This window comes from Pseudomonas sp. HP_14, from assembly GCF_055283875.1.
This window is the reverse complement of the sequence record NZ_JBTOQI010000001.1, coordinates 318,298-332,112: the sequence shown is the minus strand read 5'-3', so window position 1 is coordinate 332,112 and position 13,815 is coordinate 318,298. Positions and strand designations below refer to the sequence as shown.

The following is a 13,815-nucleotide window of genomic DNA, read 5'->3' as shown; positions in this document are numbered from 1 at the left end:
GACCTGGGCTTTTTCGGGCAACGAACGAATTAACGTCTGCGGAACAACGGCAGCGGCTCGTCGGTTGCAGCCTGATACGTCACCGAAAAGTCCTTCAAACCCTCAAGGGCTTCGTAGGGGTCTTTGTCGGCGCGAATAGCGAATGCGTCGAAGCCGCAGCGGTGCAGGTAGAACAGTTGGTCGCGCAGAACATCGCCGATAGCCCGCAGCTCGCCCTTGTAACCATAACGATCCCGCAGCAGGCGCGCGTTGGAGTAGCTGCGGCCGTCGGTGAAGGCGGGGAAGTTCAGGGCAATGACCTGGAACTTGTCGACATCAGCGCCGATCTCTTCAGCTTCTTCGTCGCTGTCCAGCCAGACACCCAGGCCGCCATCACGGGCAGCTAGGGCGTGGCCATGCTCGCGCCACAGCGCAAGCGGAACGATCAGGTCGTCGCAGTTGGACAACTCATCAAAGGACGTTTCCTTGGGCAGCAGGTGCCAGGTTTCATCGATGACTGTGTTGTTCTTAATGATTCGCTGCATAGACGCGCTCCTTGAAAGGGTCAATGCCGATACGCTGGAAGGTGTCGATAAAGCGCTCGTCTTCGTTGCGTTTTTCAACGTAAACGTCGATCAGCTTCTCGATCACATCCGGCATGGCGTCCTGAGCAAAGGAAGGGCCGAGGATCTTGCCCAGACTGGCGTCGCGACTTGCGCTGCCACCCAGGGAGACCTGATAGAACTCTTCGCCTTTCTTGTCCACGCCCAGAATGCCGATATGGCCGACATGGTGGTGACCGCATGCGTTCATGCAACCGGAAATGTTCAGGTCCAGCTCGCCGATGTCGAACAGGTAGTCCAGGTCGTCGAAGCGGCGCTGGATGGATTCGGCAATCGGGATCGATTTGGCGTTGGCCAGCGAGCAGAAATCGCCGCCAGGGCAGCAGATAATGTCCGTCAACAGACCCACGTTGGGGGTGGCGAAACCTTGCTCGCGCAGTTCATGCCACAGGGTGAACAGTTGGCTCTCTTCCACGTCGGCAAGAATGATGTTCTGCTCGTGAGAGGTGCGCAGTTGGCCGAAGCTGTAACGATCGGCCAGGTCTGCAACGCCGTCGAGCTGCTTGTCGGTCAAGTCGCCGGGTGCAACACCGGTAGGCTTGAGGGACAGCGTGACTGCAACGTAGCCCGGCTTTTTGTGAGCCAGGGTGTTGCGCGTACGCCAGCGAGCAAAGCCCGGGTGTTCCTGATCCAGTTTCGCCAATTCGGCACTGAAGTCTTCCAGCGCTTTGTAATCAGGGTCGACGAAGTGTTTGGAGACGCGATGTACTTCAGCTTCAGTCAACGTGGTCTGGCCGCCACGCAGGTGGGCCATCTCTGCATCGACTTTCTCGGCGAACACTTCAGGGGTCAATGCCTTGACCAGAATCTTGATCCGCGCCTTGTACTTGTTGTCACGACGGCCGTAACGGTTGTAAACCCGCAGGATCGCATCGAGATAGCTCAACAGGTCCTGCCATGGCAGGAATTCATTGATGAAGGCGCCTACCACTGGCGTACGGCCCAAGCCACCGCCGACCAATACACGGAAGCCCAGCTCGCCAGCCTGGTTCAGGACAGGCTCAAGACCAATGTCGTGAACTTCGATGGCGGCACGGTCGCTGGTTGAACCATTGATCGCGATCTTGAACTTACGCGGAAGGTAAGCAAATTCAGGGTGGAAAGTGGTCCATTGACGGACGATTTCGCACCATGGACGCGGGTCTACCAACTCGTCAGCCGCTACGCCGGCGAACTGATCGGTGGTGACGTTGCGCAGGCAGTTGCCGCTGGTCTGAATGGCGTGCATCTGCACGGTTGCCAGCTCGGCAAGGATGTCCGGAATGTCTTCCAGCGCGGGCCAGTTGAACTGAACATTCTGCCGTGTGCTGATGTGTGCGTAGCCCTTGTCATAATCGCGAGCGATTTTGGCCATCATCCGTGTCTGGCGTGAGGTCAGCTGGCCGTAAGGCACAGCCACGCGCAGCATCGGCGCAAAACGCTGGATATAAAGGCCATTTTGCAGGCGCAAAGGGCGGAACTCTTCTTCGCTGAGTTCCCCCGCAAGATAGCGTCGGGTCTGATCACGGAACTGCTTGACGCGGTCCTCAATGATCCGCTGGTCGTACTCGTCGTATACGTACATATAGGTCCTGTTCTCAGGCAATTACCACAGCAAATCTGCGCGCACGGCCGCGCACTCCAGACGGAGCCGGGGGAAGATACCAGTTTGCGGATATACACAAAAGTGGCGTTTGCATATATGCAAATAGCTAAAAGTGATAAGCCTTTGGTCCGACGCTGATAACCCATGCTTGTGGTATGGGCATCCCTCGGCTTTACTGGGGTCGAGTCTGACCTGAAATAACCTGAGACTCACCGCTTTATCCGTGCTGCCACTAATAAAACAGACAAGAGGCAATGTTCATGAGCAACCATCCCAAAGTTTCCAAGAACGACAGTCATGTTGATGCGTGGGCCATTTTTTTCATCATCATTCTTGTTGTGGGAGCCGCAGTGTTCTGGGTCAGCCATCAATAAGACTTCTCGGCACACATTTGCGGTGCAGACAATCGGGTTAGCGGCCGATAGCTAACTGGATCTTCGAAAAGATCTTTGGCTATTTATCAAGGCTCGTCTGAATGACTCGACTTTACTGCGGCGTGCTTGTGGTCGCTTTAGGGTGCTGGCTGAACGCCGCCAGCGCCGCCTCAGTGGTTTTTCTGAGTCCCGGACCAGCGTCCGATGGCTACTGGTCCGTCTATGCGCGATTCATGCAAGCGGCGGCGACCCGGCTCGGCATGAACCTCACGGTGCTCTACAGCAACCGTGACACGCGGCAACTGGTCGAGCAGGCGAGGGATGCGCTGCAGGGGCCGAGCCGTCCGGACTATCTGGTGTTTTCCAATGAACTCAATATTGCCCCCGAGATTCTTCGCCTGTCACAAAACAGCGAGGTAAAGCTCTTTGCCGTAAACAACACGTTGACCGCTGACCAGTTGCGTATTCTTGGTGATGTTTCGCAACGCTACCCCAACTTTATTGGCAGCCTGGTAGGGGACGACGAAACGGGTGGCTATCTCACTGCCAAACGCTTGATCAGCCTGCATCCGCCACTAAAGGCTGGCGATGTGATCGAGATGCTCGCTTTTTCAGGTACCAATACCACTCCGGTCTCGTTGAAGCGTGAGCAGGGCATGCGTCGGGCGCTGGCCGAGCATCCGGAAGTTCGTTTGCGGCAAATCGTATTGGGCGGCTGGCGACGTGATCGTGCGCTTGAGCAAGCCCGTGTGCTGCTTCGGCGCTACCCGCAGATCAGCCTGATCTGGTCGGCGAATGATCAAATGGTATTTGGCGCCATGGATGCCGTACGGGAAACAGCACGAGAGCCGGGCAGGGAGGTGCTGTTCAGCTCTATCAACTGGTCACCGCAATCGCTGATTGCGCTGCAGGACGGGCGTATCAGTGCGCTGGCGGGTGGGCACTTCATGCTGGGTGGTCTGGCCATGGTCCTTTTGCATGATTACGACACAACTGACGCTGCCGCGCGCCCTATTATCGGTGCCCGTCAGGCCCAGGTCATGAAAGAGGTCAGTGTCAGTGATTTGAGTCGGATTCGCGCTGACAGCATGCGCGATGACTATGGTGTGGATTTCCGTGCCCTGAGCCTGAAAGGCCAGCCTGCGGGAACTGACTATTCATTTTTGTTGCGTCCGGCTTCTCCATAGGCAGGACTTCAGCCGATGGCAAAGTACACGACCAACTGCACAAGGCCGAACAGCAGGGCAGCGAAGAACAGCGTAAAAGACAGGCCGATGACCGCAAAGTGGATCGGCTTGCCGCGGGTGAAATCCCGCTCACGGTTTTTCCCGCTTTGCACGCCGAATGCGGCCGCCATCACGCTGTGTAGCATTTGCCAGAACGTCGGTGGTTTGCTGTCTTCAGACTCTGGCGGTTCAGGCGCGGATGGCTGATGCATGTTGCCTCCTGATGTGTACTCACGAGGATAGCCGAGCAATAGCGTCTGGTCAGGCTAGCGGCAATGCCCTATCAATCCACCCAGACTTCAACTCGTCGGTTCTTGATGCGTCCGTCGTCAAGATCGTTGGCTGCCACCGGCATTTCATCACCAAAGCCGACAACTTCCCGTAACGTCACATTGCTCTTGATCAACTCTCGACGCACCGCCATGGCGCGCAGTCGGGAGAGTAGCTGCGCGCGTTTGGGGTCGCTTTTCGCATCGCCAAAACCCACCAGCGTGACCCGTTGATCAAGCTTGCCATGTTGCGTCAGATAGTCTGCTACTCGTTTCACGTCGAGCAGCGCCTTGTTATCCAGCCTGGCGCTGCCCTGGGCGAACCTGAAATTGACCGACAGCCGTTCTGCCTCTCGGGTCAGTGCCTGATAGTCGCCGGGCATCTGTGCTGTTGCCTGAACCTTGATGGCTTGTACCGTTTGCGCAACGAATCCGTTTTGCGCAACCACGGCCTGACCCTCGGGGCTCTGAGCGAAATTGATCAGCTCGGTCGCCCAGGGTTGATGCGTTTCCACGGGAAGGTAAAGGTAAAGACGGCGCGATAACGGATAATCTTCTGTCGCAATCAGGCCTACGGTGGGTAGCATGGGCCGTGAGTCACCGTCAGCTACAGCCAGGGCTCTGGAATGACGTACATAGGGCAGGCCAATGAAACCGATGCCGTTACGGTCAGTGCTGACTTCATCGGACAGTTGTTCGCTGGACTCGAAGCGCTTTGCAGTTGAGGAAAGTGTCTTGCGGTATTTGAGCAGGACAAGTTCTTTGAATGTATCGAAAGTCCCTGATTGCTCGTCACGGGCATAAAGACGGATTTCGCCTTCTTTGCCGCCCAATGCCTGCCAGTTTCGGATTTCGCCAGAAAATATGCGCGCCAGTTGTTCTGTCGTCAGTTCGCGTATCGGGTTGCCGGGATGCACGATGACTGCAACTCCATCGATGGCGATGACCTGCTCGGCTCCCGGGCCTTTCAGGTTGCCGATCTCTGCAACGTCTTGAACTTCCTTTTCTTTGATTGGCCGTGATGACGCGGCTATATCGGCTTTTCCAGCTTTCAATGCAGCGAAGCCTGTCCCGGAGCCGTGGGCTGCGATTTCCACAGCCAGTTTTTTGCCGTTAGCCGCAGTTCCGGTCACCCGGAGTTCGTTGACCACGGTACTCGTCTCAGTTTGAATATCACGCGCGCCCTGTTTGCGCAGTAGTCCTTCGACAAGGGCAGGGCCGAGCTGGGCGTCGATGGTATTGGAGCCATGAATGCGCAGCACCGGGTTGTGATCGGCGGGCAAAGGCAGGCTGGCGGTTGCGTCAAGCGCGAGTAATGAGAATACAGCCAGCAACGAAACAGCGCGCAGCATGTGCGGCACCTTGAATATCAGGAAAGTGCCGAGAGATTAAGTCGGATTGATTACCGCAATGTGACAATTGGGTTCGGTAGCATAGTGAGGCGCTCGCTGAGCCCGATGAGTGTTGGTGGCCGAGGCACTGGCGACGTGGGACCGACTTCAGCCGGGAAAGGGCCATTACAGGCACTGAAAATCAGTTGCCAGAAGTACCCACTCCCGGCTGAAGCCGGTCCCACGTTTAAAATGTGATTAATTCCTCGCTAAATTAGCTCAATTCCAGCCAGATCGGCGCATGATCCGACGGTTTTTCCATGCCGCGCAGTTCGTAATCAACCCCGCCAGCCTTGATGCGTGGCTGCAGGCCGTTGGAGGCCATGATCAAGTCGATGCGCAACCCGCGTTTGGGCTGATCCTCGAAGCCGCGGCTGCGATAGTCAAACCAGCTGAACTGATCAATCACTTCCGGGTGAAGGTGTCGGAAGCTATCCACCAGCCCCCAGTTCTTCAGGCGAGCCATCCATTCGCGCTCTTCTGGCAGAAAGCTGCACTTGCCGGTTTTCAGCCAGCGTTTGGCGTTGTCCGGGCCGATGCCAATATCACTGTCTTCCGGGGAAATGTTCACGTCGCCCATGACGATGAGTGGTTGGTCGTTGCTGAAACGGGTTTCCAGCAAGGCCTGAAGGTCATTGTAGAAACGCTGTTTGGCCGGAAACTTGGTCGGATGGTCGCGGCTTTCTCCTTGCGGGAAATAGCCATTCATAACGGTAATCGGTTGGCCGTTATCGTCGGCGAATGTGCCCCAGATGAAGCGCTTCTGTGCCTCTTCGTCGTCCGTCTCGAAGCCTTTGTGCAGAGCCAGCGGCATTTTGCGCGAAAGCAGAGCGACACCGTAGTGACCTTTTTGTCCGTGGAAGTGCACGTGATACCCCAAGGCTTCAATTTCCGCCTGGGGGAACTGCTCGTCAGAGACTTTGGTTTCCTGCAGGCCGATAACATCAGGCTGGTGTTTCTCGATCAGCGCCGCCAACTGATGAGGTCGGGCACGAAGCCCGTTGATATTGAACGAAGCGATTTTCATGGGCGGGCAGTCCTGGCAAATACAAAAAAGCGATGCTAGCTGACCTGTCGCTTCATCACCAGTGCGGTTAGGGCAGTCTGTGCCAGGCGTTGCCGATGGCTGCCTCTTAGTGTGTTCACGAAGGATATTGGAACTGTGGCAGCAGGCGCTGACTCGAACCCTTTGTACCACTGGAGCGCTGCCGTCCGAGCTGCGCCTTGAAGAGAGGTTGTTCCATGCCTGAATCGTCTGCCATCGTGGCTGAAGTTCGTCAGCTCGACAGCGGTTACTCGAGGGAAACCCGCTCGCTGCTGTATCACGCCTATCGCCACGAACCGGGCTTCGCTTACCTGTTCAATGCCGAACGCAACGGTTTCGATCAGCGCGTCAGAGCGACCGTTCGCGAATTGGTCAAACAGCACTTCCTGCAGGATTTACCCGCCATTGGCCTGTTCATCGAGGATCGTCTGGTGGGTGCCGCCCTGATCGCGCCTCCGCAACGCCGTCTGGGGATCACCGAAAGCTGGGCCTGGCGTTTACGCATGGTGCTCAGTACGGGGTTTAACTGCACTCGACGCTATCTGGAGTATTACAACGCCGTTCTGGCGTGCCTGCCTTCGGAGTCCGTTCATGTTCTGCCACTGCTTGGAGTTCATCCCGAGTTTCAGGGCGAGCACTTGGGCGAACAGCTGTTGCAGGCCGTGCATAACTGGTGTGCTGAGGATGAAAGCTCTCAAGGCATTGTGCTCGATACCGGGAATGCTCGTTACCTTGAGTTCTATAAAAGACAGGGATACGAGGAAATAGGTGAAGTTGCTGTAGGACCCATCCGGGAACACGTGTTTTTCCGGCCAAACCCTCAGGTTTCACTGCAAGAGATGGCGTAAAGGTATGAATTTCTTACTTTTTGGCGGGTTCCAGTGATAACCGTTGCTCGTGTTAGCATTCGCGCCATGAAGTTTCTTGCAAGGTTTACCAGCGGTTTGATACTCAGTATTTCCACTGTTGCGGCGTTCGCCGACGCCCAGTTGGAGGTGAGGGTTTCGCCTGCCAACTCCGAACTCAAAGCCAATATTGAAGGTTACGTGGGCAGCCCCGGCGAGCGTGATGCCGACAGCCTGCAGCATTTCAGCATCGGCGCTGAAGAGCAGGCGCAACGCGCAGCTCAGGCTCTGGGTTACTACCAGGCAAAAGTCGCCAGTGAGGTGAAGACCGGCAAAAACAAAGAGCCGCAGTTAGTGATTACCGTTCAGCCCGGCGAGCCGATTCATTTGCGCAATGTCACGGTTCGCATTGAAGGAGAGGCAGCCTCACTCAAGGCATTCCGCACGCCCAAAGGTGATGCGCTGAAAAGCGGAGCGGTGCTCAACCATGGTTATTACGAAGATGCCAAGCGCCTGATACAGAATCAGGCGTCTCGCTATGGCTTCTTTTCCGGGCGCTTTGTTCAGCAGCGACTCTCGGTGGATCCGGCAGCGGGTGTGGCAGATATCGATCTGGTTTACGACAGCGGCCCGCGTTACACCCTGGGCAAAGTCAGCTTCAGCGGCGACGCCCCTTTCGATGATGACCTCTTGCGGCGCATGTTGCCCTTCAAGGAAAACACGCCTTATGACTCCGAGTTGATCGCCGAGCTGAATCAGGCGATGCAGACCAGTGGCTATTTCGAAGGCGTCCGTGTGGACGCCACACCGACCACTGCAGTGGGCCAGGAAATTCCTGTCACCGTCCAGCTGGAGACACGCAAGCCGCGCACCATGGGGCTCGGGCTGGGCTATTCCACAGACGTCGGTCCCCGCGGCAAGGCCAACTGGACCCGTCATTGGGTCAACCCTCAGGGCCACAGCTATGGGATTGAAAGCGAGCTGTCTGCACCTCGTCAGAACGTAGGCCTCTGGTATGACGTTCCGCTTGACCCGCCGCTGACCGACAAGCTGCGTTTTGCGGGGGGTTACCAATACGAGGAAATCGCGGGTACCGACACGCTCAGCAAATTACTGACGGTTGGCCCTGAGTGGCACAGCAAGCTGCCCAGTGGCTGGGAGCGAGTCATTTCTCTTAAATGGCAACGTGAAGAGTATCGCCTGGGCGACGACTCCGGCCTGAGCACGCTGTTGATGCCGGGCGTCAGCTATTCCTATCTGCGCAGCGACAATCGCATCGATCCGCACAATGGCTATCGCCTGCAGTTCGATGCCCAGGTGGCCAAGGAAGGGCTGATGTCAGATTCGAACCTTTTGCATGGCAATGTGTTGCTCAAGGGGCTGACCACCCTCTGGGATAATCACCGCTTTCTTGCGCGCGTACAGTTCGGTGGCAACGCTACCAACGGGTATAAATCGATACCGCCATCGCTGCGTTTTTTCGCGGGCGGGGACCAAAGCGTACGCGGTTACGACTATCAGACCCTTTCCCCGGAGAACTCCGACGGTGACCGTATCGGCGGACGATATATGGTCGCAGGCAGCCTCGAATACCAATACTCGATTGCGGAAAAATGGCGAGTCGCGACGTTTGTCGACCAAGGCAACTCCTTTGACAAGCTCGAATTGCCAAGTCTCAAGACAGGTGTGGGTATCGGTGTGCGCTGGGTTTCACCTGTAGGCCCATTACGTCTGGATCTGGCGCACGCGCTGGACGATGACGGCGGCTTCAGACTGCATTTCTCAATGGGGCCGGAGCTATGAAGCCTCTGAACTGGCGGCGCTCATTGAAAGTCGCGGGCCTGGTAATCATCAGTAGTGTCCTCCTGCTGTTTATCACCTTGTGGTTGTTGTTTGGGACCGAGACAGGTAGCCGTTGGGCCCTGGCGCGTGTGCCGGGCCTGCAGATAGAAAGCTTCAGCGGTTACCTTGCGGGGCAGTGGCAGGCCGATCATCTGCTCTGGCAGCAAGACGCGACACGCATTGAAATCGATAATCCGGCGCTGGACTGGTCGCCCGGCTGTCTGTTGAAAATGACCCTGTGCATTGATCGTTTGCAGGCCAATCAGGTTCGCCTGCAGCTGGCTCCGGGTTCGGATACCGGGCAAAGCGGGCCTTTGCAACTGCCCGATTTGAAGTTGCCGTTAGCGATTCGTTTAAGCGATGTGCGCATTGGCAGCCTGTTGCTGGATGGCGCCGAGCAACTAGCCGATGTACGGCTGGCTGCTCACTGGACTGCCGATGGCCTGCGACTGGATGACGTTCATCTGCGCCGTGATGATCTGGTACTGGATCTGGCCGGGCTGCTCCAGCCATCCGGGAAATGGCCGCTTACAGCAACCGGGCTATTGAAGTTACCTGACGTTGCTGGCCGTGCGTGGACCCTCAATCTAGATGTTAAAGGCAATCTGCTTGACACCTTGCAGCTCAAGGGCATCAGCAGTGGGTACCTGCAGGGGCAATTGAACGGCGAATTGGAACCCTTGGCGGAACACCTGCCTGCGCGGTTGAAGATTATTGCCGAACCTTTCAAGGCTGCCGATTCGTTGCCGGACACGTTGCAACTCAATCAATTGTCGCTCGATGCGCAAGGCGATCTCCAACAGGGTTACCAGTTACACGGAACAGCCAGTCTGCCAGCAGAACAAGGCCCGGTCGCCCTGGTGCTCAACGGGCGAGTCGATGCAAAAGGCGCGGTTATCGAGGCCCTCGATCTGAGTGCCGACGCAGAGCATCGTCTGAGCCTTAACGGCATGGTGAACTGGGAGCAGGCGCTGCGTGCCGAGGCGAAAATCGATTGGTTGGACTTTCCCTGGCATAGGCTCTATCCATTGATCGAAGAGCCTCAGGTGGCGTTGCGTAAGTTCACCGGCGAGGTGTCTTACACCGATGGCAAATACCTGGGTAACTTCAGTGCCAACCTTGACGGCCCGGCAGGCGCATTCAGTCTGGTCAGCCCGTTTAGTGGGGATTTGACTCAGGTCTTCCTGCCGCAACTGGAAATGGTTGCCGGGCAGGGCAAGGCCACCGGGCATCTGAACCTGCAGTTCGCCGATGGAATCAGTTGGGATACAGCTCTGGATCTGAGCGCAATCGATCCTGCTTATTGGGTTGCACAATTGCCCGGTACGCTGGCAGGCCCGTTGCGCAGCAAAGGTCAGCTCAGAAACGAACAGTTAAGCCTGAACGCGGATCTGGATCTGAAGGGCAGGCTGCGTGGTCAGCCTACTGTCTTGCAGGTCAAAGCCGAGGGGGGCGGTGACAAGTGGAATGTGGGTGCGCTTGAGGTGCGCCTGGGTGATAACCGGATTCAGGGGACTGGCAGCTTGCAGCAGCGGCTGCTGGGTCAACTGGACATCAACTTGCCGCGATTGGGACAGCTTTGGCCACGCTTGCAAGGGCAGGTCAAAGGCCGTCTTGATGTGGCCGGGACCCTGCAAGCACCCCAAGGCCAGTTAGCCCTTCAGGGCTCGCAACTGGGCTTTCAGGACAACCAACTAAAAGCCTTGGCGCTGAATGCCAGGCTCGACAACCGCCAGCGTGCAACGGTCGATATCAAAGGCAGCGGCATTCAGCTTGGCGACAAGCAGTTGGGCACGCTGGTCGTAGGAGCTCAGGGCGATATAAAGCGCCAGCAATTGAAGCTTGATTTGCAAGGGCCGCTGCTCAAGCTGGGTCTGGGCCTGGACGGCAATCTGGACAAGGGTAACTGGCGTGGACGCCTTGCCAGCGGTGATGTGCAAACAGGCGGGCAGCGCTGGCAGTTGCAGCAACCGGCGAAACTGGAGCGGTTGGCCGATGGCAAGCTGAATTTCGGTGCTCATTGCTGGCTGGCGGGTGCTGCCAGTCTGTGTGGTGAGGACCAGCGTCTGATGCCCGAGCCGCGTCTGCGTTACCACTTGAAGAGCTTCCCCCTGGAAAGTCTGGCCCAATGGCTTCCTAAAGATTTTGCCTGGAAAGGTTCGCTGAATGCCGACGTGCAACTCGACGTTCCGGCTGCCGGGCCGAGCGGACAAATCACAGTCAATGCCGGTGGGGGAACGCTTCGCGTCAAAGAGAAGGATCAGTGGCTGGACTTCCCTTACGAAACTCTGGTCCTGGTCAGCAAGTTGACCCCGAAACTGATCGACAGTCGACTGGACTTTCAGGGTGCAAAGCTCGGCGCATTGCAGGTTAATGCGCGGATCGACCCATTGGCAAAAAACAAGACCTTGAGTGGCGACTTCAGTCTGAACGGGCTTGACCTGTCCATCGCCCGACCATTCGTGCCAATGGTGCAGAAACTCAATGGTCGGCTGAACGGCAGCGGTCGATTGTCGGGCGGTCTGCTGGCCCCTCAGGTGAACGGCAGCGTGATCCTCAGCGGCGGAGAAATTTCCGGGCCGGAGCTGCCGATAAGTCTTCAGGACCTGAACATACAGGCGCTGATTGCCGGAGAAAACGTCCAGCTGGATGGTCGATGGAAAAGTGGCGAGGCCGGCGAGGGGCGTTTGACCGGCGAGTTCGGCTGGAGTCAGGCGTTGGTGGTGGACTTGAGTCTCAAGGGCTCTCGTCTGCCCATCACGGTTGAGCCTTACGCCAGTCTTGAAGCTGCGCCCGATCTGAAAATATCCATGCAAGGTGGCCGTCTGGGAGTCTCAGGCAAGGTACTGATTCCCAAGGGCGCGATTACCATTCGCGAGTTGCCACCTTCCACCGTCAAGCTGTCAGGCGATACGGTGATCGTCGGTCAACAAACCGAGGAGGGCGCGCCGCCCTTGGCGATGGCCATGGACATCGACGTCCAGGTGGGTCAGGAGAAGTTGAGCTTCACCGGTTTCGGACTGACCGCTGACCTTGCCGGGAGGGTGCATATTGGCGACAACCTCGATACCCGTGGCGAACTCAACCTCAATAACGGGCGATATCGTGCTTATGGGCAGCGGTTGACGATTCGCAAGGCGCGGCTGCTTTTTGCCGGACCGATTGATCAGCCGTATCTGGATGTCGAAGCCATTCGGCAGACTGATGACGTTGTCGCGGGTATCCGCTTATCCGGCAGCGCAGAGCAACCGACGACTACGGTGTTTTCGGAGCCAGCGATGAGTCAGGAGCAGGCACTGTCTTACCTGGTGCTGGGGCGTCCGCTCAACAATACCGGTGAAGACAGCAATATGATGGCTCAGGCTGCACTGGCGTTGGGGCTGGCGGGCAGTGAGTCGACCACCGGCAAGCTTGCTAAAGATCTGGGCATTCGTGATTTCGAACTGGATACGTCTGGTTCAGGTGACAAAACCAATGTTGTTGCCAGCGGCAAGATCACGGACAAGTTGAGCTTGCGCTATGGCGTCGGGGTGTTTGAGCCAGCCAATACCATTGCCTTGAGGTACATGCTGAGCAAAAAGGTTTATCTGGAAGCGGCGAGCGGGATCGCGAGTTCGCTGGATATTTTCTACAAGCGGGATTTTTGATTGCTGGAAAATCAGAGCTGAACACGTGGGACCGGCTTTAGCCGGGAAAGCGCCTTTTCTGATCTATCAGCCTGAAATGCTATCCGTTGTGGGAGCGAGGCTTGCCCGCGATGCAGACGCTGCGGTGTATCAGTTGAACCGGGTTGAATTCATCGCGAGCAAGCTCGGCTCCTACAGGGGACCGAATGACCGGGTGACGCCGGTGTATCACAGGAGTGGCCCAGTCTGGATCAACCATCCTTGATGTATCAGCCTGAAATGCTATCCGTTGTGGGAGCGAGGCTTGCCCGCGATGCAGACGCTGCGGTGTATCAGTTGAACCGGGTTGAATTCATCACTCTGCACTCTAGGTCGATCAACACTTTCATGGTTAACTTCCGGGTCTAATCAACCCGTGGAAAAAGGATTCAGTTCATGGCTCAAGTGACTCGTAGAGGCAACCCTGTCCAAATCAATGGCGAACTGCCAAAGGTCGGCGCTGCAGCTCCGGCCTTCAAGCTGGTCGGCGCTGATCTTGCTGACGTGACCCTGGCCGACTTTTCCGGCAAGCGTAAAGTACTGAACATTTTCCCAAGCGTTGATACGCCTACGTGCGCCACCTCCGTGCGTAAGTTCAATGCCCAGGCCAACGACCTGAATAACGCAGTCGTTCTGTGCATCTCCGCAGACTTGCCATTCGCCCAGACGCGCTTCTGTGGCGCTGAAGGTCTGGAAAATGTGAAAAACCTCTCCACCATGCGTGGCGGCGAGTTCAAAGAAAACTACGGCGTTGCCATCGCTGACGGGCCGATGGTAGGCCTGACCACTCGTGCCGTAGTCGTACTGGATGAGAATGACAAAGTGCTTTACAGCGAACTGGTTCCTGAAATTGGCCAGGAACCTGACTACGATGCTGCGTTGGCCGTACTGAAGTAACACCTCGCAATACTTGGACGGCCTGAATATGTTCAGGCCGTTTTCGTTTACGCTTCAGCTGTTTAACAAAAGTA

Annotated in this window: 10 protein-coding genes; 5 read left to right on the top strand and 5 right to left on the bottom strand. The window is 56.8% G+C overall.

Annotated features, from left to right (window positions below):
- Positions 1-29: 29 nt before the first annotated feature.
- Both ACYASS_RS01400 and ACYASS_RS01395 read right to left on the bottom strand, forming a co-directional pair.
- Positions 30-524 carry a DUF934 domain-containing protein gene (locus ACYASS_RS01400; RefSeq protein WP_463584761.1) on the bottom strand — a complete coding sequence of 165 codons (495 nt, stop codon included), beginning with the start codon at positions 522-524 and terminating at the stop codon, positions 30-32.
- Positions 508-2,166, bottom strand: a complete 1,659-nt coding sequence (locus tag ACYASS_RS01395; protein WP_463584760.1) for a nitrite/sulfite reductase — start codon at positions 2,164-2,166, stop codon at positions 508-510. Before ACYASS_RS01395 ends, ACYASS_RS01400 begins: the two co-directional genes overlap by 17 nt.
- 496 nt (positions 2,167-2,662) lie before the next feature.
- Here ACYASS_RS01395 and ACYASS_RS01390 point away from each other — a divergent pair, with 496 nt between their 5' ends.
- The gene (locus ACYASS_RS01390) at positions 2,663-3,748 is read left to right on the top strand and encodes an ABC transporter substrate-binding protein (protein WP_463584759.1); all 1,086 of its coding nucleotides are present in this window, start codon (positions 2,663-2,665) and stop codon (positions 3,746-3,748) included.
- Positions 3,749-3,756: 8 nt separating this feature from the next.
- On the opposite strand, the gene ACYASS_RS01385 is transcribed toward ACYASS_RS01390, so the two are convergent.
- The 3 genes from ACYASS_RS01385 to xthA form a co-directional block, all read right to left on the bottom strand.
- Positions 3,757-3,999: a DUF2970 domain-containing protein gene (locus ACYASS_RS01385; RefSeq protein WP_463584758.1), complete on the bottom strand. Its 243-nt coding sequence runs from the start codon at positions 3,997-3,999 to the stop codon at positions 3,757-3,759.
- A gap of 71 nt (positions 4,000-4,070) precedes the next feature.
- Positions 4,071-5,408 (bottom strand): substrate-binding domain-containing protein, encoded by a 1,338-nt coding sequence (locus ACYASS_RS01380; protein ID WP_463584757.1) that lies wholly within the window; start codon positions 5,406-5,408, stop codon positions 4,071-4,073.
- A gap of 253 nt (positions 5,409-5,661) precedes the next feature.
- Positions 5,662-6,474, bottom strand: a complete 813-nt coding sequence (gene xthA / locus ACYASS_RS01375; RefSeq protein ID WP_463584756.1) for an exodeoxyribonuclease III — start codon at positions 6,472-6,474, stop codon at positions 5,662-5,664.
- Between the two features lie 215 nt (positions 6,475-6,689).
- Between xthA and ACYASS_RS01370 the strand changes: the two genes are divergently transcribed.
- From ACYASS_RS01370 to tpx, 4 genes are all read left to right on the top strand, one after another.
- Complete coding sequence (locus ACYASS_RS01370; protein ID WP_243246914.1) at positions 6,690-7,340, top strand: GNAT family N-acetyltransferase; 651 nt, start codon at positions 6,690-6,692, stop codon at positions 7,338-7,340.
- Between the two features lie 66 nt (positions 7,341-7,406).
- Positions 7,407-9,140: an autotransporter assembly complex protein TamA gene (locus ACYASS_RS01365; RefSeq protein ID WP_463584755.1), complete on the top strand. Its 1,734-nt coding sequence runs from the start codon at positions 7,407-7,409 to the stop codon at positions 9,138-9,140.
- Positions 9,137-12,826 (top strand): translocation/assembly module TamB domain-containing protein, encoded by a 3,690-nt coding sequence (locus ACYASS_RS01360; protein ID WP_463584754.1) that lies wholly within the window; start codon positions 9,137-9,139, stop codon positions 12,824-12,826. Before ACYASS_RS01365 ends, ACYASS_RS01360 begins: the two co-directional genes overlap by 4 nt.
- 414 nt (positions 12,827-13,240) lie before the next feature.
- The gene (gene tpx, locus ACYASS_RS01355; RefSeq protein WP_463584753.1) at positions 13,241-13,741 is read left to right on the top strand and encodes a thiol peroxidase; all 501 of its coding nucleotides are present in this window, start codon (positions 13,241-13,243) and stop codon (positions 13,739-13,741) included.
- Positions 13,742-13,815: the final 74 nt, after the last annotated feature.